The following is a 20140-nucleotide window of genomic DNA, read 5'->3' as shown; positions in this document are numbered from 1 at the left end:
ACATGTTCGATCTGCTCGTGATCGGCGACGCGAACCCCGACGTGGTCGTCGGCCCCGTCGACCAGCCGATCCTCTTCGGCCAGCGGGAACGTCTCGTTCCGCACGGCTCCCTCGTCCTCGGCGGCTCCGCCTCGATCATGGCCTGCGGGGCGGCTCGGCTCGGCCTGCGCGTCGCCTTCGCCGGCCGGGTCGGTGACGATCCGGCGGGCGACTTCGTCCGTACGTCGCTGGCCGACCGCGGCGTGGACGTCGACGCGCTGGTGGTCGATCCGGCGCTGCCGACCCCGCTGACCACGATCCTCACCTCGGGCGACGATCGTGCGATTCTGACGTCACCGGGATGTTTGCCCAGTACTACCGCCGAGGACGTGCCGCGCACGCTGATCAGCTCGGTGCGGCATGTGCATGCCGGGTCGTTCTACCTGATGCCGAAGTTGGCGGCGGGGTTGGCGGGGATCTTCAAGGAGGCCAAGGCCGCGAAGGCGACCACCTCGCTGGATCCGAACGACGATCCGGCCGGGAAGTGGGACCGGATGGTCCTCGACCCGGTGCTGCGGGTCACGGACTACTTCCTGCCGAACGCGGCCGAGGCGCTGGCGCTCACCGGGCACCCCTCGGTCGAGGAGGCGGCCGGCATCCTCGCGCGCCGCGGTCCGCTCGTCGTGGTCAAGAACGGCGCCGACGGAGCCCTTGCACACAACGGTTCCAAGGTCATCACCGCGCCGGCCGTGAAGGTCGACACCGTCGACGCGGTGGGTGCGGGCGACAGCTTCGACGCCGGCTGGGTGGCCGCCGTACTGAACGGATCCAAACCGGACCGTGCGCTGGCGATCGCGGCCGCGTGCGGTTCGCTGTCCACCCGCGGCGCCGGCGGCACCGTGGCACAACCGTCCTGGGACGAGGCCCTCGGGAGTGTGACGGTATGACGGCGATCGCGTTCATCGGCGCCGGCAGCGTGGTGTTCACCCAGGGGTTGCTGGCCGATCTGTTCGGCCTGGACCTCGGGCCGCTGGAGATCCGGCTGCACGACATCGACCCGGAGCGGCTGGACACGGCGGCAGCGGCCGCGGCGTACATCGCTCGGGAGCACGGCGTGACTCCGGCCATCACGACGCATCTCGAACGCCGGGCAGCGCTCGACGGGGCCGACTTCGTGATCAACATCGTGCAGGTCGGGATGAACGCGGCCACGCAGGTCGACTTCGAGATCCCGGCGCGGTACGGACTCCGGCAGACGATCGGCGACACGCTCGGCGTCGGCGGCGTGTTCCGGGCGTTGCGGACCTTCCCGGTCCTGCGCGGCCTCGCGAAGGACATCAACGAGGTCTGCCCCGATGCCTGGCTGCTCAACTACACCAATCCGATGGTGATGAACGTCTGGTACCTGAAGGAGCTCGGCGTCCGGAACGTCGCCGGCCTCTGCCACTCGGTGTACTGGACGATGCAGGGCCTGTCCGAACTGGTCGGCGTACCGTACGACGACGTCACCTACCTCGCCGCCGGCGTCAACCACCAGTCGTGGGTACTGCGCTTCGAACGCGACCGCGAGAACCTGTACGACCGGCTCGACGAGGCGATCGCGGCGGATCCGGAACTGCTCCGGCGGGTCCGCGTCGACATGTACCGGCGGCTCGGCTTCTACCCGACCGAGACGAGCGAACACTCCTCGGAGTACGTGCCCTGGTACCTGGGCCACACCTCCGAGGTCGAACGCCTCCGGCTACCGGTCGGCGCGTACCTGGACATCGTCGCGGAGAACCTGGCGACGTACGAACAGACCCGCAACGCGCTGAAGTCCGGCGACCGCGTCGAGGTCGACCCCACGATGGAGTACGCGCCGCAAATCATCCACAGCATCGTGACCGGCACCCCTCGCACCGTCTACGGCAACGTCCCGAACACGGGCCTCATCCCCAACCTGCAGGCCGGGGCCATCGTCGAGGTGCCGTGCCTGGTAGATGCCTCGGGCATCCGACCCACAGCAGTCGGCGAGCTCCCCGCGCAGTGCGCCGCCCTCAACCGCTCGTACCTGAACGTCTCCGAACTGACCGTCCAAGCAGCCCTCACCGAGGACCCGCGGGCGATCCGCCAGGCAGTCATGCTCGACCCGGCAACCGCCGGAACCCTTCCGGTGGAACAGATCTGGCAACTCTGCAACGACCTGGTCCTTGCCCACCACAACTACTTGGACCCGCCGCTGAGGGCCGCCCTCAAGTAGTCGCCGTACGTCGCGAAACCGGTCAGTACCTCGGCTGCGGTCGGTTGACCGGTGAGAGCGCCGACGCCCTGGCCCGCGTAGATCGAGGCGCGGGCCGGGTCGGCGGCGCGGGAGCCGTCGACGTATTCGGCGTGCGCGGCGTCGTCGGACTTCAGGTCCTGCTCGCGGCCCTGCCAGGTGTCGAAGTACGCGTTCCGTAGCGCCCGTCCGCCGAACTCGTCCGGCCAGCCGGCCCGGGACGCCGCGTCGAAGACCGTGCCGTAGACCGTCTCGGTCTCGTCGGCTTCGAGGAGACGCTGCCGGGCGGGGTCCTTCGTCTGGGCCTCGACGCAGGTGAGGAACGCCGTACCGATCCAGCCGCCGACGGCGCCGGCCGCGAGTACGGCGGCCAGGCCGCGCGGGCCGGAGATGCCGCCGCCGGCCAGTACCGGGAGGTCGGTGAGGTCGAGGATCGCCTGCAGCAGCGGAAGCGTGGCGACGGCGTTCCGCCCGTGGCCGCCCGCCTCGGCGCCGCGGGCAACGATCACGTCGACGCCGGCCGCGATCGCCTCGCGGGCATCGGCGACGGTCCCGGCCTGGGTCGCGACGACGATCCCGGCCTGCTGGAGCGTCCCGACGTACGGCGCATAGTCACCGAAGCTCAGCGAGACCAGTGCCGGGCGCAGTTCGAGGACTGCCTCCAGATGCTCCGGGTGGTCGGCCACCGACCAGGCCATCAACCCGATCCCGTACGGCTTCCCGCCCGCCGCGGCGATCGCGCCCTCGGCCCGGATCCACTCCGCCGAAACCGCCGACCCCGCCCCCAGCATCCCCAACCCGCCCGCAGCCGAGACCGCAGCGGTCAGCGCCCCACCACTCACGCCCGCCATCGGCGCCTGCACCACAGGCACCCCCAACCCAAACTGCTCCGTCAGCCACATACCCCCACCGCACCACACCACCCAGCCCCACCGCCATGCCCTGCACCACATGCCGGTGGCGGGTTGTGTGAACGCTGGCAGGCCGCAACAGGCCAACGGTGAAACAACCCGCCAGCCGCGGAGCACAAACGGCCGGCCCGCAGGTGCGGGCCGGCCGTTCAGCAGGTGAGGCTCAGAACTTGTAGACGTCCGACTGGGGATCGCCGTGGCAGCGCTTGTACTTCTTGCCGGAGCCGCAGGGGCAGGCGGCGTTGCGCGGGGTACCGGCGTACTCCAGGGCGCCGTCCTCTACGGCGTCCTGGTGCTGCGCGACCTCGTCGTCGCCGTCGATGGTCGGGGCGGAGTACGTCAGCCGCTGCTGCCGGGGCTCGTTCGTCAGGCCCTTCGCGCGCAGCCGCGGCGCCTGCCGCGGGGTGTCCTGCGGCCGCTCCTCGTCGTCGCCCTGGTGGGCGAACTCGGCGACCGGCGCGTTCGGCTTCAGGATGTCCTCGATCCGGCGGCCCTCGAGGCTGTCCTCGTCGGCCAGGGCGGCCTCGTTCGCCAGCTCCATCTCGGCGCGCATCGCCTCCACGTCCACCTCGACGTTGAAGATGAAGCCGACCGACTCCTCCTTGATCGACTCCATCATCGAGGCGAACATGTCGTAGCCCTCGCGCTGGTACTCGACCAGCGGGTCGCGCTGCGCCATCGCGCGCAGGCCGATGCCCTCGCGCAGGTAGTCCATCTCGTAGAGGTGCTCGCGCCACTTGCGGTCCAGCACGCTCAGCACGACGCGCCGCTCCAGCTCGCGCATCGCCTCCTCGCCGAGCAGCTCTTCGCGCTGTTCGTACGCCGCGTGCGCCTCGTCCAGGAAGCGCTCGATCAGGAAGTCCTGGGTCAGGCCGGCCTTCTCGCCGCCGGCCTCCTCGATCAGGTCTTCCTCGGTGAGCTCGGACTTGTACAGCGTCTTCATCGCGGTGAACAGCGCGTCCAGGTCCCAGTCCTCGGCGAACCCGTCCGCGGTCGCGCCCTGCACGTACCCGGTGACGGTCTCCTCGAGCATGTCCTGCACCTGGTCGCGCAGGTCGGCGCCCTCCAGCACCCGGCGGCGCTCGTCGTACACGACGTGGCGCTGCCGGTTCATCACGTCGTCGTACTTGAGGATGTTCTTCCGGGTCTCGAAGTTCTGCGCCTCGACCTGGCCCTGCGCGGAGGCGATCGCCTTGGTGACGACCTTGTTCTCCAGCGGCTGGCTGTCGTCGTTGTTCCGCGACATCGCCCAGTCGACCATCTCGCGCTTGAACAGCCGCATCAGGTCGTCCTCCAGCGACAGGTAGAACCGGGACTTGCCCGGGTCGCCCTGGCGGCCGGCACGGCCGCGCAGCTGGTTGTCGATCCGGCGGGACTCGTGCCGCTCGGTGCCCAGCACATACAGGCCGCCGAGCTCGCGGACCTCGGTCTGCTCCTCCTTGACCTGCTTCTCGAACTGCTCGAGCAGCGCCGGGTACTCCGACTCGTACTGCTCGATGTCCTCGGCCGGGTCGATGCCGCGCGCCCGCAGCTCCTTGTCGGCGAGGAACTCCGGGTTGCCGCCGAGGATGATGTCGGTACCACGACCGGCCATGTTGGTGGCCACCGTGACCGCGCCCTTGCGCCCGGCCTCGGCGACGATCGCGGCCTCACGCGCGTGCTGCTTAGCGTTCAGCACCTCGTGCTTGACGTTCTCCTTGAGCAGCAGCCGGGACAGCCGCTCGGACTTCTCCACCGACGTGGTGCCGACCAGGATCGGCTGCCCGGTCTTGTGCACCTCGACGATGTCCTTGACCACCGCGGCGAACTTGGCGTCCTCGGTGCGGTAGATCAGGTCCCGCTCCTCGACCCGGATCATCGGCTTGTTGGTCGGGATCGGCACCACACCGAGCTTGTAGACCTTGGAGAACTCGTTCGCCTCGGTCATCGCCGTACCGGTCATGCCGGCCAGCTTGTCGTAGAGGCGGAAGTAGTTCTGCAGCGTGATCGTCGCGAGGGTCTGGTACTCCTCCTTGATCTCGACGCCTTCCTTGGCCTCGATCGCCTGGTGCAGGCCCTCGTTGTAGCGGCGGCCGTGCAGCGTCCGGCCGGTGTGCTCGTCGACGATCAGCACCTCGCCGCCGTCGACCACCACGTAGTCCTTGTCCCGGTGGAACAGGTCCTTGGCCTTCAGCGCGTTGTTCAGGTAGCTGATCAGCGGGGTGTTGGCCGACTCGTACAGGTTGTCGATGCCGAGCCGGTCCTCGACCTTCTCGATCCCGCGCTCGAGGATCGCGACCGTGCGCTTCTTCTCGTCCACGTCGTAGTCGGCGACCCGGCGCTTGGTCTCGTCGATCTCCAGGTCGGTGACCCGCGGGTTCTTCTTCTTCAGCTCGGCCTCGTCGGCCAGCGTCCAGGGCTTCAGCGTGTTCGCGATCCGGGCCATCTCGACGTACCAGCGCTGCGAGTCCTCGGCCGGGCCGGAGATGATCAGCGGGGTCCGGGCCTCGTCGACCAGGATCGAGTCCACCTCGTCCACGATCGCGTAGTTGTGCTCGCGCTGGACGCAGTCCTCGATGCTGCCCGCCATGTTGTCGCGCAGGTAGTCGAAGCCGAACTCGTTGTTGGTGCCGTAGGTGATGTCCTTCGCGTAGGCGATCCGGCGCTCGGCCGGGGACATCTCCGGCAGGATCACGCCGTAGTCGAGGCCGAGGAAGTGGTACACCCGGCCCATCCACTCGGCCTGGTACTTGGCCAGGTAGTCGTTCACCGTCACCACGTGCACGCCCTTGCCGGACAGCGCGTTCAGGTACGTCGGCAGCGTCCCGACCAGGGTCTTGCCCTCACCGGTCTTCATCTCGGCGATGTTGCCGAGGTGCAGCGCCGCGCCACCCATGATCTGGACGTCGTAGTGCCGCTGGTGCAGCGTCCGCTTGGCCGCCTCCCGGACCACCGCGAAGGCCTCCGGGAGCAACTGGTCGAGGGACTCCCCGTTCTTGTGCCGCTCCTTGAACTCCGCGGTCTGATCGCGCAGCTCTTCGTCGGACATATTGACGAAGTCGTCCTCGATGGAGTTGACCATCTTCGCGATGCCCTGCAGCTGACGGAGGATCTTGCCCTCGCCGATCCGCAGGACCTTGTCGACAACCTTCATGGTGGGGAGTTCACTCCTTGCTGCTGAAGCCTGGGTACGGCCGAACGCCGACAGGGCACGACCGACCCCCGCGGGAGGGCGTGCGTCCCCCATCGTACGGGGCCCGGTGTTCCAAGCCACGCCCGCAGCGTGCCTTGGAGGGTGTCGGGGGACCCTGCGCCGTAGCGAGCAGGTGCTCGGCGGAGTGCCTCGGTGTGCTGGAGGGAAGGGTTCGATGCGGAGCATCGTGCCCTTCCCTCCAGTGCACCGAGGTGCCCGCCGAGTGCCGCGCAGTAGGCGCAGGGTCCCCCGACACCCTCCCTGCCCCACCTGACCCACGCTCGGGGCGGGCGGAAAGTTCCCAGCATCCTCTCAGGAACCGCGCAGGGCGTCACTCAGCGCGGGCGAGAGGTCACCGCCGCCGGCCACCCGGACCTGGTCGAGGCCGAGCCAGCCGGCCAGCTGGACCAGCTCGGCGGCCAGCTCCTCCGCGGTCTCCACCGGTGCTTTCGGCTCGGCGTGCGCCGACTGGACGAGCAGTACGCCGCCGGGGCGGTCCGCCTTCAGGTCGACGCGGGCCACCAGCCGGTCCCCGAGCAGGAACGGGAGCACGTAGTACCCGTGCACGCGCTTCTCGGCCGGGACGTAGATCTCGATCCGGTACCGGAAGTCGAACAGGACCTCGGTCCGGGTGCGCTCGAACACCAGCGAGTCGAACGGGCTGACCAGGGCGCGGGTGTTCACCCGGCGCGGCAGCCGGGCGTCCTTGTGCAGGTACGCCGGGCGCTTCCAGCCGTCGATCCGGACCGGCAGCAGCTCGCCGTCGTCGACCAGCTCGGCGATCGCCTGCAGGGTCGGCTCCGGCGCGGTCCGGAAGTAGTCCCGCAGGCACTGCGCGGTCGCCACCCCGTGTGCCCGGGCCGCGATCGACACCAGCCCGCGGTGCGCCTCGTCGTGCGACGGCGTCGGCGTGTCGAGCACCGCCCGGGGCAGCACCCGCTCGGGTACGTCGTACATGCGCTCGAACTGCTGGTTGCGCCGGGCCACGGTGATCTCGCCGGCGAAGAACAGGAACTCGAGGGCGCGCTTCACGTCCGACCAGTTCCAGCCCCAGTTGTCCTTGGTGCGCTCGACGTCGTCGTCGATCTCGCGGGCGGTCAGCGGCCCATGGCTGCGGACGTCGGCGAGCACCTGCTTGACCAGGTCCGGGCGCTGCTGCGCGATCGACCGCGGCCCGCCCCAGGCCTCGGTGGTCGCGCGGGCCATCCGCCAGCGCATCAGCGGGTGCGTCTCGACCGGGATCAGCGACGCCTCGTGCGCCCAGTACTCGACCAGGCGGCGCGGGGCCTTGCCGGCGGCGCGGTCCAGCAGGTCGCGCGGGTACGGCCCGAGGCGGGAGTAGAGCGGCAGGTACTGCGTGCGGCTCAGCACGTTCACCGAGTCGATCTGGATCAGCCCGATCCGGCCGAGCACCCGGGACAGCGCCCGCGCGTCCGGAATCCCCTTCGGCCGCGGATCCATGAACCCCTGCGCCGCCAGCGCGACCCGCCGCGCCTGCGCCGTGGACAGTACCTGTGTCGTCATGGCGCGCATTGTGCCTGGTGGCACCGACATAACTTGCGAGTTACCGAAAGTGGGAGGTGCGCTACGGATGGTGTTCGGGGGACCCTGCCAGCAGGCACGTCCGCCCGTGCGGCCCCTATCACCCTGGAGTGAGGCATGACAGGAAAGAAGTCTGTGGTCCGCGCTGCCCTCGCGGCCGGTGTCCTGACCGCGGCGTCCCTCGGCGCGGTGGCCGTGGCCGGCACCGCGTCGGCCGCGCAGACCCCCGGTGGACCCGTCAACCGGATCGTCGGCGGCACCGTCGCCCACACCGCCGACGCCCCGTGGGCCATCCAGCTGTCGAACAGCGGCTCACCCGCCGCGTCAGGCGAATGGTGCGGCTCCACGCTGGTCAAGGCGAACAAGATCGTCACCGCCGCCCACTGCGCACAGGAGGCGGTCTCCACCTACACCGCCGTCCAGGGCCGGGACGTGCTGACCGACAAGTCGACCGGCAAGGAATCGAAGATCGCCAGCATCTGGGTGGACCCGGAGTACGGCAAGTCCCCCGCGCACGACGTCGCGGTACTGACGCTCGCGACGCCGTTCGACGGCGTACCGACGCTGGCGCTGGAGACCGACAAGGCGGCGGACAAGGCCGGCGCCGCGTCGGTCGTGTACGGCTGGGGCTCGACGGAGGGCACCGGCCCGGAGGACACCTTCCAGAAGGTCGACGTGCCGGTGCTGGGTGACGACTACTGCGCCAAGCAGTACGCGAGCCAGGGGTACACCCCCGACGGCGAGATCTGCGCCGGGTACGAGCAGGGCGGCAAGGACTCCTGCCAGGGCGACTCCGGCGGCCCGCTGGTCCTCAACGGCCGCCTGTTCGGCGTCGTTTCCTGGGGCGTCGGCTGCGCGGACGCCGGCAACCCGGGTGTCTACGCCCAGGTGGCGACGTACGCCGCCGAGCTGCAGCAGCAGATCGACAGCTGAGTCCACACGAAAGGGCCGGGCGATCCGCCCGGCCCTTTCCGGTGTGCTCCTCCGAAGGCTCAGACGGACAGCCGGATCACGCCGTAGTCGTAACCGCGACGGCGGTAGACCACGCTCGGCTGGTTCTCGTCGGCGTCGACGAACAGGTAGAAGTCGTGCCCGACCAGTTCGAGCTCGTAGAGAGCCTGGTCCAGGGTCATCGGCTTGGCGGAGTGGGTCTTCTCGCGCATCACCAGCGGACCGTCGCCGGTGACCGTGAGGGATCCGTACTTGTGCGTCGCCACCTCGTCGTCGGCGACTGGTTCCTCCACTACAGGTGCGTTGCCGTTGAGCGGCTGTTTCGCGTTCACGTGCCGCAGGCCTTCCGGCGTCCTCCCACCGTGCACCCGGCGCCGGTCGGCCGCCTTGCGGACCTGGGTCCGCAGCCGGTCCAGACAGACGTCGAAGGCCGCCGACTTGGTCTCGCCGCACGCCTCTGCGCGGACCACCGGCCCCTTGGTGTACATGGTGAGCTCGACACGCATCGCCCGATCGTGCTGTCGCGGGTTCTTCTCCTGACTGACTTCCACCTCGCAACGCAGTACCCGGTGATCGACTTTCTCGATCCGCTCGAGTTTTTCCTCGACGTACTGCCGGAAGCGGTCACTGACCTCGCAGTGATGACCCTTGACAACGACGTCCACGGAAACCTCCATCGATCGGCGACTTCTTTTTACGTGTCCGGACCCCCGTACTGGTGGTGACGGGTCCCGAAACGACGACACCCGCTGTCGAACCCGTCGGACCCCGTGGCGAGGAATCCGGCTGATCCGGTCCTCCACCACTGCACTGCCCGACAAGCCCTAGCGGGTGTCATAGGCCAACGCTAGTCGGCTTCGGCGAAAACCGGTAGAGAAGTTCTCATGAACCAGACGTCCGGTGTCTTGCAGTGGCGGCCAGGACGGCGCAGCCGAGCACCCTGACACCCACGGTTTCCAAGGCCCGGGCGGCTTCGGTGAGCGTGGAACCGGTGGTGATCACGTCGTCGACCAGCAGGACCGGTTGATCGATCAGCGTTTCAGCCCAGGGCGAACGCGCCGCGAAAGCCCCGTCCAGATTGGCGGTACGGCGTTCCGCGGACAGCCCGGCCTGGTCGTCGGGGCGCCTGACGATCCGCAACGCCGCCGCCGCGCGGGCGTCGATCCCCTGCCTGCACAGGGATCTGACGGCAGCCTTCGTAATCCGCCGGAGCGGGTCGTGGCCGCGCTGCCGGACCGTTGCCCGGGGCGACGGAACCGGGCACAGCCAGACCGCCCGCCGGTCCCCGAGCGCGGTCCGGACGGCGTCCGCGAGCAGCCGCCCGAGCGGCCGGGCGAGCGCGTACCGGGCGTGTTCCTTGTGCGCGAGGATCAGCTGCCGGAGCTGATCGGCGTACGGCGCGGCCGCGGTCGGCGGCGGCAGCCCGGCGGGTCGTGGGTCCGGCCAAGCACGGAACGGAGTCAGACCCGTCAGTAGCCGACGGCAACCACCACAGAGCGTGACGCCGGGCCGGTCGCAGCCCGCGCAGCGCCCGCCCAGCAGCAGATCGGCGAACGCGTCCCGCACCGGCATCCCCCCACGATCCGGGACCGGCCGCGGTACCTCAAGTCCGCCGTACGGCGCCTGTGGACAACTACCCGGGGTACGTCGGGACGATCGGTGGGTGGTCGCCGTCGGCGTCCATCCCGACCCAGAGCAGGTCCTTGGTCAGCCAGTGGATCTTGCCGGTGTCGTCCTGGATCACCGGCAGGGTGTCCTTGTTCACGTTCGACACGACGTGCTCGGGCGCGAAGTTCGGCGACGACCCGGGCAGCGGCTGCAGGCTCGAGCCGTCCACGTTGACCGACCAGATCTGGCGCCCCGACGTACCGGTGGCACCGATCACGATGAAGCCCGCCTTGCTCCAGGCGGCGTCGGAGATGCTGGTGAGCGGCAGCTGCAGCGGCCGGAAGGCCCCGAGCACCAGCTGCTTGCCGCCGTTGGTGCTCTGCACGGTCGCGGTCTCGACGTAGTTCTGGCCGGTCTTGGCGCTCTGCATCACCAGCAGCGCCCGGACGCCGTCCGGAGCCATCCGCAGCGCGAGCGGGGTGTCACCCTTGAAGTCGGTCTGGACGGGGTCCAGCAAGCCGTTGTCACCGCGGACGCGGAGCCGCGGGTGGTCGGTGTCCGCCCGGTCCAGGACCCAGAGGTTGTTCTCCTTGTCGAAGCTCGGCGGCAGCGTCTTCCCGTCGACCTTGAACGTGGACTTTTTCTTGTCGTCCTTGCCGGCCGGGTCCAGAGCGCCGTACACGATGTCGTGCCCGTCGGTGGTGACGATCGCCCCGGCGGTCCCGGTGAGCGTGACGGCGAAGGACTGCGCGTGGTACTGCCACAGCGGGCTGTTGCTGAGCGGCTGGGCCGAGACGTCCGTGGAGCCGTCCTGACCGGCGATCCGGTGCGGCAGGTCCTTCTGCAGGCCGTACAGCTTGGTCATCGCCGGGCCCGGCAGCTGCGGGTCCAGCCCGCTGAACGTGGGGAACGGCAGTACCTCGGGATAGTCCGGGAGCAGCGGTGCGCCGCCGACGGTGATCTTGGCCCGCAGGTTGAGCTGGTTGAGCGTCCAGACGATCTGCGCCGCCAGCAGCTGCCGGTCCTGCTCGCGGAGCGAGCTGGCCGTGTCGTTCAGCGCCACGTTGGCGACACCCAGATCGACCGGGACCGACACCTGCACTTCGGTACCGGGCGGCGCCGCGGAGACCACACCGTTGCCGAGCCGGCTGGTCGGGCCCTTCAGCAGCTCCTGGATGATCTGGGTCGCGGCCTGGCCGGACGGGAGGTTCTGCGGAAGGTAGACCGGGTCCGGGACCAGCATGTCCTTGGTCTGGTTCAAGAAGTACAGGTCGCGGGCGGCGAGCTTCAGGTCGACCTGGTTGCTGCCCAGGTAGGCGCCCGGCGGGACCGAGTCGACGCGCAGCTGGTCGTTGACCTTCTTCAGCTTGAAGAAGAAGTCGGCCTTCGCGCCCGGGGGCGCCGGGATCCACTCGCCGCGGTCGTTGATGGTGGCGATCTTCTTCGCGGTCAGCTGGATCCCGTTGGGCTTACGGGTGAGCGAGTCGGGCTGCTGGTCGTACACCACGGTCTGCGACTCGGGCTTCCAGCTCCCGCCCGCGGCCGGGGTCATGTACTGGCGCGCGACGTCGTACGCCTGGGAGTCCGACATGGCCTCCAGGAAGCCGCTGACGATCGACATGTCGCCGACGTTCGCCCGCGGCGGCTTGGCCTCGACGCCGACACCGCCCAGGTCGGGGGCCGATCCGGCGCGCTCGCCCTGGCGGATCGTGCCCTTGGTCGGCACCGTCGCACAGCCGGCGAGCAGGGCAACCGAGAGCAGTACGACGACCAGCCGGCGCCTCACCGGTCGTCACCGCCCTTCAGTTTCTGGTACGGCGCGCCCACGTCGACGAGCTCGGTGATCACCCGGGCCGCGTCGGGCGGGCGCGGCGGCAGCGGCGACCCGGTCAGGGCGACGTCGGGCCGGCGCGGCAGGGTCAGCCGGAAGTAGGCGCCCTCCCCCGGCGAGCCCCACGCGTCCAGGCGGCCGCCGTGCAGCCGGGCGTCCTCGAGCGCGATCGACAGGCCGAGACCGGTACCGCCGGTGGTCCGGGCACGCGCCGGGTCCGCCCGCCAGAACCGGCTGAACACCATCTCCGCCTCCTCGGCGCGGAACCCCACCCCGTGGTCGCGGACGGCCACCGCGGCGGCGTCGTCGTCGTACGCCGTGCTGATCTTGATCGGCAGGCCCTCGCTGTGCTCGATCGCGTTGCCGATCAGGTTCCGCAGGATCCGCTCGATCCGGCGGGAGTCGACCTTGGCCCGGCACGGCGTCTTCATGTCCAGCTCGACCGGGCAGCCCTTGCGCTCCAGCAGGGTCTCGTGGTTCTCCAGGACGCGGTTGACGATGTCGCGCAGGTCCACGTCCTCCAGGTCCAGGGCAGCCGCGCCGGCGTCGAACCTGCTGATCTCCAGCAGGTCCGCGAGCAGCTCCTCGAACCGGTTGAGCTCGTTCTGCAGCAGCTCCACCGAGCGGCGGCTGATCGGGTCGAACTGGTCGCGGCTCTCGTGCAGCAGGTCGGCAGCCATCCGGACCGTGGTCAGCGGCGTGCGCAGCTCGTGCGACACGTCCGACACGAACCGGCGCTGCAGCCGGGACAGCTCCTCCAGCCGGCGGATCTGCCGCTGCAGGTTGGAGGCCATCTTGTTGAAGGAGACCGCCAGCCGGGCCAGGTCGTCGGTACCGCGGACCTGCATCCGCTCCTCGAGCTTGCCGGCCGCCAGGCGCTCAGCGATCCGCCGGGCCATCCGCACCGGCGTGACGACCTGCCGGGTGACCAGCCAGGCGATAGCGCCGAGCAGAACGATCAGCAGCAGCCCCGCGGTCACCAGAGCGCGCTGAACGACGTCCAGGGTCTCCTGCTGCGCTGTGAGCGGGAACAGGAAGTAGATGGAGTACTTGTCACCGGTGGAATCGATCCGGATCTGAGAGCCGATCACCAGGCCCGGGACGCTCGGGCTGTCCCGGTAGTTGATCCGGGTGTAGGTGTCCCACAGCTTGTCGCCGTCGCTGACCACGGACGACGCCAAGGCCGGCGGGATCGAGTCACTGTCGACCAGTCCGGTGTAGCGGATCGCGTTGGACGCGGCCTGGTCGGTCGGGACCAGCAGTACGTCGTACAGGCCCGGGCGGTTGGAGCCGAGGACCAGCTCGGACAGCTGCTGGTTGACGGTGTTCCGGTTCGCGGCGTCGATCGAGGCGGACAGCTGCTGCAGCTGCGCGCGGACCTCGGCCTGCGCGCTGTCCCGGCGGGACTCCAGGACGCCGTCGGTGACCTGGCTCATCATCACCCAGCCGACCAGGATCAGTACCAGCGTCGACATCAGCAGGGTGCCGGTGACGATCCGGGCCTGGATCGAGCGCCGCCAGATGTCCGGCCAGTGCCTGGGGTGGGTACGCCAGAGCGGCTGCGGCTGGGCAGACCAGTCCGCCGCGGTGGACGTGAGCTCCAGCTCCGTCCCGCGGGACTCGGCCACCTCCTGCTCGGGCGGGGCCGGCGGCGGCTGCTCCGCGGCACCGACGGTGACGGTCTCCGGAGCGCCGGCCGGCGACTCTTGGTCGCGTCCGTACTCGATCAGTCCGCACCAGCCTTGTATCCGACACCGCGGACCGTGACCACGATCTCCGGGTGCTCAGGGTCCTTCTCGATCTTGGAGCGCAGCCGCTGGACGTGCACGTTCACCAGCCGGGTGTCGGCGGCGTGCCGGTACCCCCAGACCTGCTCCAGCAGCACCTCGCGGGTGAACACCTGCCAGGGCTTCGACGCCAGGCAGACCAGCAGGTCGAACTCCAGCGGCGTGAGCTGGATCGTCTCGCCGGCCCGCTTCACCGAGTGGCCGGCGACGTCGATGGTCAGGTCGCCGATCGCCAGCGACTCCGGGCCGGGCTCGTCCATCCGGCGCAGCCGGGCCCGGATCCGGGCCACCAGCTCCTTCGGCTTGAACGGCTTCACCACGTAGTCGTCGGCACCCGACTCGAGCCCGAGGACCACGTCCACGGTGTCGCTCTTGGCGGTCAGCATCACGATCGGCACGCCGGACTCGGCCCGGATCGCGCGGCAGACGTCGATCCCGTCCATCCCGGGCAGCATCAGGTCCAGGAGCAGCAGGTCCGGCTTGAACTCGCGGAACGCCGGTACCGCCTTGTCACCGGTCGCGCACAGATAGGTGTCGTAGCCCTCGTTGCGCAGCACGATGCTGAGCATCTCCGACAACGCAGTGTCGTCGTCGACGATGAGGATCCGGCCCCGCATCGTCCGGTTACCGTCTGCCACGCCCATAGCTCCTTGCCGTCCGCTTGCCGACCGATCGGATGCGCGCGGCGGGTGCCAGGCCGTACGCACTACGGATAGTGTCCCATTCCCGCGGTAGTGCACACGCCGGATCGCCGTGTGACCCCCGAGTTGGGCTGTGATCATCCGGGATCATGGTGCACTGCCGGGGTCCACCACAACTCGTCACCCGGGGAGGAGGGGTCCGCGAATGGCTGATCAGAACCTGAAACTGCACGACGACGTGGCGTCCGAGCCGCTCCGGCCGTGGCTGCCCGCGGACCTGCTGGACAACGCCGCCCGGACCATCTCCGACAACAAGACGATCATGCTGGGCCTGCCGGTCCTGGCCGGCATCGCCCTGCTCGCGCTGCAGGCGGCGCTGACCGAGATCGCCGTACCGGGTGGCCTGTCCGGGTTCTTCAGCGCAAACGATCCGTTCGGGCAGGCCGGTTCGGCGCTGCTGCTGACGTACGGCGTACAGGTCGTGCTGTTCTCCGTGGTGTCGAGCATGCTGGCCGGAATCATCGCCCTGGCCGCAGTACGCAGCCAGCTGGCGCACCGGGCCGGGCCGCGTGAGCTCTTGCGGCTGGTGCGACCTGCGCTGCCGGCACTCGCTGCTGTGGGTCTGATGCAGTCCCTGTCGTTCGTACTGCTCATCGGCGGCTGGGGCCTCGCCGTGCTCGGTATCGGCGCCGGTGCGGACGCAGCGATCTCCTCGGACGTCGCGGGCGCCGTAGCGCTGGTCATGATGCTGGTCGGCGGTGTGCTGGTGCTGATCTTCGGTATCCGGCTCGTGCTCGCCGGGACCGTCGTACTGATGGAGGGGCGGCACTCACCGGACATCGGGCTCTACATCCCGGAGCGGGTGGGCGTGTGGGGTGCGCTGCGGCGGTCGTGGCGGCTGGTGCGGGGAAAGTTCTGGCGGGTGTTCGGGATCCTGTTGTTCGGCGGTGTGGTGGTCAACATCATCAGCTACGCGCTGCAGTTCGGTGTCACGACGCTGACGCTCACGGTCGGCAACTGGGCCGGGCCGGACGGCAGCACCGGCGCCACCGTGGCGACCGTCTTGCTCGGTGTCGCGGTCGGCGTGGCGTCGCTGATGACGGTGATCGCGAGCCTGGCGTTCATGTCCGCCGTCCAGGCCCTGATCTACCTGGACCTGCGGGTCCGGCGCGAAGGTCTCGACCTGTGGATGCGTCCGGCACTGCGATCTGGGGGCCCGGTGTGAATCTCCTCCCGCTGGAGCCGCCCGTCGACGTCGACCGGGACCAGGCCGCCCAGGAGGCGGCCAAGGAGCTGTCCAAGTCGGCGTACCGGGACTCGGGTTCGCTGATCGGCAAGGCGCTCGACAAGGTCGTCAACTGGATCAGGGACTTGCTGGACAGCCTCACCGGCACCTCACCGAACGGCCACGCCGGTCTGGCCGTGCTGATCTGCCTGCTGTTGCTGGTCGTCGGCGTCGTGCTCTGGCGGGCCGGCGTACTGCGGACCAGCAAGAAGTCGGCGTCCCAGGCCGTCTTCGACACGGCCCGCCCGCACAGCGCGGCGGAGTACCGTGCGCTGGCGGAACGGGAGGCCGCGTCCGGTGACTTCGCGTTGGCGATCCGCAGCCGGTTCCGGGCGTGTGTTGCCGAGCTGACCGAGCGCACCCTGCTGGACGAGCGGCCCGGACGTACGGCGTACGAGGTGGTCGCCGACGCGTCCAAGGCAGCCCCGGCACTGCGGGAGATCCTTCAGCCGGCCGCACAGGTGTTCACAGAGGTTGTCTACGGCAACCGTCCGGGCACACCTGAGCGGTACGCCGCTGTAGTAACGGCCGACAACGCCGCACGGGTCGCCCGGGTGGCTGTATGAGTACCTCGGAGGCACGGGGCGTCGTTGAGAGCTGGCGCGCGCTGCGGACGCCCTTGCTGGTGACAGGTGTCGTCGTACTGGCCGCGATCGTCGTACTGATCGCTACGTCGTCGCAGACCTCAGGAACGTTCAGCCCGGACTCCACGAAGGCAGACGGAGCACGTGCGCTGGCAGCGTTGCTGAAGAACCACAACGTCGACGTCCACGGCACTGAGTCGCTGGACGACGCCACGCAGCCAGGTGATGGCAAGACCCTGCTCGTCGCGCCTTCGGGTTCGCTGGACTCGCCCGGCTGGCAGCGGATCGCTCGGGCGGAGTGGAGCCACGTCATCCTGATCCGGCCCAGCGGCGCGGCCTTGCGAGCACTCGCTCCGGGGGTGCAGCTGAGTGGCGACTCGGTGTCGTCGGGTAGCCGTCAGCCCGGGTGCAACCTGCCGGCCGCGGTCAAGGCCGGTACGGCGACTGTCAGCGGGCCGACGTACATCGCTCCGGGAGCCGCGACCAGCTGCTACGGCGACGGCATCTACAACACCGTGGTCCGGCTGCAGCTCGGGGACCGGATCATCGACGTGGTGGGTACGGCGACGTCGTTCACCAACGACCAGCTGGCCAAGGACGGCAACGCGGCACTGGCGCTCAACCTGATGGGCACGCACAAGGACCTGACCTGGTACCTGCCGCAGTTCGAGTCCACTGGTGTCAACACCGGCCAGGACGGTCCTCCACTGATTCCGCCGTACGTCCGCTACATCGGCTGGGCGCTGGCGTTCGCCGTACTGATAACAGCGATCTGGCGCGGGCGGCGGCTCGGTCCTGTCGTGGCTGAGCGGCTGCCGGTGATCGTGCACGCTGCTGAGACCACGGAGGGCAGGGCGCGGCTCTACCGGCGTTCACGAGCCCGTGATCGCGCTGCAGCGGCGCTACGTGAGTCAGCGCTCGGCCAGCTGCACAAGGCGCACGGCATCCCCCGGCGGGCCGATCCGTCCGCTGTTGTCGCTACGGTCGCCGCACGGACCGGCCGGAACCCGGCAATGCTGTACGAACTGCTCTACGGACTGCCCCCACTCACTGACGCCGCTCTGATGTCTCTGTCCCATGAACTCGACGTACTGACGCAGGAGGTACGACACCCGTGACGACTACCGAGGTCACCGCGGACCAGGCCCGGGAGGCGCTGGTCGCACTCCGGACCGAGATCGGCAAGGCGGTGGTCGGACAGGACACCGCCGTGACCGCACTGGTGCTCGCACTGCTCTGCCGCGGCCACGTGCTGCTGGAAGGCGTTCCCGGTACGGCGAAGACGCTGATGGTGCGCGCACTGTCGACAGCGATGCGGCTGGAGACCAAGCGCGTGCAGTTCACGCCGGACCTGATGCCGGGTGACGTCACCGGGTCGCTCGTGTACGACGCGAAGACCTCGGAGTTCGAGTTCCGCCGGGGGCCTGTGTTCACGAACATCCTGCTGGCGGACGAGATCAACCGGACGCCACCGAAGACCCAGGCCGCGCTGCTGGAGGCGATGGAGGAGCGACAGGTCACCGTTGACGGTGAACCGCGCAAGCTGCCGGTGCCGTTCGTCGTGGCCGCCACCCAGAACCCCGTGGAGTACGAAGGCACCTACCCGCTGCCGGAGGCGCAGCTGGACCGCTTCCTGCTCAAGGTGACGCTGGACATCCCGCCGCGCGACGCGGAGATCGCCGTACTCGCTCGGCACGCGCAGGGCTTCGATCCGCGCGATCTTGAAGCCGCGGGCCTGCGACCGGTGGCAGGGCCGGAGGACTTGGCAGCAGGGCAGCACGCCGTACGCCAGGTTGCGGTCCGGCAGGACGTACTGGCCTACGTCGTCGACCTGTGTCGCGCTACGCGTCAGTCGCCGTCACTGCAGCTCGGGGTGTCGCCGCGTGGAGCTACTGCGCTGCTGGCGGTCTCCCGTGCCTGGGCCTGGCTGTCAGGGCGCGACTACGTGATCCCGGACGACGTGAAGGCGATGGCACGTCCTTGCCTGCGGCACCGGGTCCAGGTACGCCCCGAGGCGGAGCTGGAAGGTGTCAGCGCGGACGCAGTACTGGAGAGCGTGCTCGCTACGGTGCCGGTTCCACGCTGATGGTTCTTACGGGCCGGGCCGGCGTCTTGGCAGCAGCTGGAGTGGTTTTTGTCGCCCTGGTGATGCCGTCATGGGCTGGGGTCGGCGTGGTCGTTGCAGCGGTGCTGGTGGTGTGTCTGGTGGACATACTGCTCGCAGGGTCGCCGCGGCGGTTGCAGTTCAGCCGTGACGGTGACAACGCCGTACGGCTCGGTGAGCAGGCTGTCGTGACCATGCTGGTCACCAACCCGGGCCGTCGGGTGCGAGGGGTACTGCGGGACGCCTGGCCGCCGTCTGCCGGCGTACTGGATCCGCCACACAAGCTGGACCTGCCGTCGGGTGAGCGGCGCCGGGTGACGACCCACCTGGTGCCAACGCGTCGCGGCGACCGGCAGGCGAGCCGGGTGACGGTACGAGCCATCGGCCCGCTGGGGTTCGCGGGACGGCAGGGGTCACACCAGGTGCCGTGGACCGTGCGGGCGTTGCCGCCGTTCAAGAGCCGCAAGCACCTGCCGTCGCGGCTGGCGCGGTTGCGCGAGCTGGACGGCCGTACGGCGCTGCTGGTGCGCGGGCAGGGGACGGAGTTCGACTCGCTCCGGGACTACGTACCGGGTGACGACGTCCGGAGCATCGACTGGCGGGCCACGGCCCGGCGCGGGAACGTCGTACTGCGGACCTGGCGGCCGGAGCGGGACCGGCAGGTCGCGATCGTGATCGACTCCGGGCGGCTGTCCGCGGGCCGGGTCGGCGATGCTCCCCGGCTCGACCACGCGATGGACGCCGCGCTGCTGCTGGCCGCGCTCGCGACCCGCGCGGGCGACCGGGTCTCCTTGCTGGCCTGCGATTCCGCGGTCCGGGCGGACGTACGACGGCCCGCGCCACAGGACGTGCTGCCGTCGTTCGTGAACGCGCTGGCGAACGTCGAGGCCGAGCTCGTGCAGACCGACTTCCGGATCGTCGTCTCGCAGGTCCTCGAACGCCTCGGTCAGCGGTCGCTGGTCGTCCTGCTGACCGGGCTGGACCCGGCCGCGATCGAGGAGTCGCTGCTGCCGGTCATCGGCCCGCTGCTGCGACGGCACGTCGTACTGCTCGCGTCGGTCGCCGACCCACGCCTGACCGAACTGGAGTCAGCCCGTGCGGACCTGGTCGAGGTGTACGGCGCAGCGTCGGCCGCCCGCACCCGCCTGGACCGCGAACGCCTGACCGCGACCCTCACCCGCGCCGGTGTCACGGTGCTGGACGAGCCACCGGAGAAGATCGCCCCGGCACTCGCCGACACCTACCTGGCCCTCAAGAAGGCCGGTCGGCTGTAAGAGCTGCTTCGAAGACGTCCCGGTGGGCCGTGACGAAGGCGTGTTCGCGGTGGGACCAGGCGATGCGTTCGGCGGCGGCTGCGCAGGGTCTGTCGAGCCAGAACTGCACGTTGGCGAGTTGGCGCTGCAGGACCGCGTCTATGAGTTCAGTGGTGTCGTCCAGGCCGTAGGCGTTCGCCAAGACGGCAACTTGGTGGGCTTGACGGCCGGGGTC

The 20140-nt window shown here is 69.6% G+C and carries 17 protein-coding genes; 8 read left to right on the top strand and 9 right to left on the bottom strand.

What is annotated here, in order from left to right; all coding sequences use genetic code 11:
* Positions 1-2: 2 nt before the first annotated feature.
* The gene (locus tag VFF46_RS26390; protein WP_325039910.1) at positions 3-926 is read left to right on the top strand and encodes a carbohydrate kinase family protein; all 924 of its coding nucleotides are present in this window, start codon (positions 3-5) and stop codon (positions 924-926) included.
* The gene (locus VFF46_RS26385; protein ID WP_325039909.1) at positions 923-2218 is read left to right on the top strand and encodes an alpha-glucosidase/alpha-galactosidase; all 1296 of its coding nucleotides are present in this window, start codon (positions 923-925) and stop codon (positions 2216-2218) included. Before VFF46_RS26390 ends, VFF46_RS26385 begins: the two co-directional genes overlap by 4 nt.
* Here the strand turns inward: VFF46_RS26385 and VFF46_RS26380 are convergent.
* The 3 genes from VFF46_RS26380 to VFF46_RS26370 form a co-directional block, all read right to left on the bottom strand.
* On the bottom strand, positions 2182-3108 hold the full coding sequence (locus VFF46_RS26380; protein ID WP_325039927.1) for a nitronate monooxygenase: 927 nt from the start codon (positions 3106-3108) through the stop codon (positions 2182-2184). The genes VFF46_RS26385 and VFF46_RS26380 overlap by 37 nt on opposite strands.
* Positions 3109-3310: 202 nt before the next feature.
* Positions 3311-6280, bottom strand: coding sequence for a preprotein translocase subunit SecA (gene secA / locus VFF46_RS26375; RefSeq protein WP_325039908.1), 2970 nt, complete (start codon positions 6278-6280; stop codon positions 3311-3313).
* 351 nt (positions 6281-6631) lie between these two features.
* A complete protein-coding gene (locus tag VFF46_RS26370) occupies positions 6632-7843 on the bottom strand; it encodes a winged helix-turn-helix domain-containing protein (protein WP_325039907.1) in 1212 nt (403 codons plus the stop codon).
* A 135-nt stretch (positions 7844-7978) separates the two neighbouring features.
* Between VFF46_RS26370 and VFF46_RS26365 the strand changes: the two genes are divergently transcribed.
* Positions 7979-8794 (top strand): serine protease, encoded by an 816-nt coding sequence (locus VFF46_RS26365; RefSeq protein WP_325039906.1) that lies wholly within the window; start codon positions 7979-7981, stop codon positions 8792-8794.
* A gap of 59 nt (positions 8795-8853) precedes the next feature.
* On the opposite strand, the gene hpf is transcribed toward VFF46_RS26365, so the two are convergent.
* The 5 genes from hpf to mtrA all read right to left on the bottom strand — a co-directional run bounded on the left by hpf (position 8854) and on the right by mtrA (position 14655).
* On the bottom strand, positions 8854-9477 hold the full coding sequence (gene hpf, locus VFF46_RS26360; RefSeq protein WP_325039905.1) for a ribosome hibernation-promoting factor, HPF/YfiA family: 624 nt from the start codon (positions 9475-9477) through the stop codon (positions 8854-8856).
* A gap of 217 nt (positions 9478-9694) precedes the next feature.
* Positions 9695-10384 carry a ComF family protein gene (locus VFF46_RS26355; RefSeq protein ID WP_325039904.1) on the bottom strand — a complete coding sequence of 230 codons (690 nt, stop codon included), beginning with the start codon at positions 10382-10384 and terminating at the stop codon, positions 9695-9697.
* Positions 10385-10445: 61 nt separating this feature from the next.
* Positions 10446-12206, bottom strand: a complete 1761-nt coding sequence (locus tag VFF46_RS26350) for an LpqB family beta-propeller domain-containing protein (RefSeq protein WP_325039903.1) — start codon at positions 12204-12206, stop codon at positions 10446-10448.
* Positions 12203-13879: an MtrAB system histidine kinase MtrB gene (gene mtrB, locus VFF46_RS26345; protein ID WP_325039902.1), complete on the bottom strand. Its 1677-nt coding sequence runs from the start codon at positions 13877-13879 to the stop codon at positions 12203-12205. The genes VFF46_RS26350 and mtrB overlap by 4 nt, the downstream gene beginning before the upstream one ends.
* 98 nt (positions 13880-13977) lie before the next feature.
* Positions 13978-14655, bottom strand: coding sequence for an MtrAB system response regulator MtrA (gene mtrA / locus VFF46_RS26340; protein WP_209700103.1), 678 nt, complete (start codon positions 14653-14655; stop codon positions 13978-13980).
* 229 nt (positions 14656-14884) lie between these two features.
* Here mtrA and VFF46_RS26335 point away from each other — a divergent pair, with 229 nt between their 5' ends.
* Genes VFF46_RS26335 through VFF46_RS26315 form a run of 5 tightly spaced genes read left to right on the top strand, consistent with a single transcriptional unit; the run spans position 14885 to position 19926 of the window.
* Positions 14885-15904 carry a hypothetical protein gene (locus VFF46_RS26335; RefSeq protein ID WP_325039901.1) on the top strand — a complete coding sequence of 340 codons (1020 nt, stop codon included), beginning with the start codon at positions 14885-14887 and terminating at the stop codon, positions 15902-15904.
* A complete protein-coding gene (locus tag VFF46_RS26330) occupies positions 15901-16530 on the top strand; it encodes a DUF4129 domain-containing protein (protein WP_325039900.1) in 630 nt (209 codons plus the stop codon). The genes VFF46_RS26335 and VFF46_RS26330 overlap by 4 nt, the downstream gene beginning before the upstream one ends.
* Positions 16527-17666: a DUF4350 domain-containing protein gene (locus VFF46_RS26325; RefSeq protein ID WP_325039899.1), complete on the top strand. Its 1140-nt coding sequence runs from the start codon at positions 16527-16529 to the stop codon at positions 17664-17666. The genes VFF46_RS26330 and VFF46_RS26325 overlap by 4 nt, the downstream gene beginning before the upstream one ends.
* Positions 17663-18634, top strand: coding sequence for a MoxR family ATPase (locus VFF46_RS26320; RefSeq protein WP_325039898.1), 972 nt, complete (start codon positions 17663-17665; stop codon positions 18632-18634). Before VFF46_RS26325 ends, VFF46_RS26320 begins: the two co-directional genes overlap by 4 nt.
* A 41-nt stretch (positions 18635-18675) precedes the next feature.
* Positions 18676-19926, top strand: coding sequence for a DUF58 domain-containing protein (locus VFF46_RS26315; protein WP_325039897.1), 1251 nt, complete (start codon positions 18676-18678; stop codon positions 19924-19926).
* Here the strand turns inward: VFF46_RS26315 and VFF46_RS26310 are convergent.
* On the bottom strand, positions 19904-20140 hold a 237-nt coding region (locus tag VFF46_RS26310), incomplete at its 5' end, for a hypothetical protein (RefSeq protein ID WP_325039896.1). The two genes, VFF46_RS26315 and VFF46_RS26310, sit on opposite strands and share 23 nt — an antisense overlap.

The sequence above is a fragment of the Kribbella sp. genome (assembly GCF_035655035.1).
Classification (GTDB): Bacteria; Actinomycetota; Actinomycetes; order Propionibacteriales; family Kribbellaceae; genus Kribbella.
The sequence above is the reverse complement of the archived record's forward strand: the minus strand, read 5'-3'. Positions and strand labels throughout refer to the sequence as shown.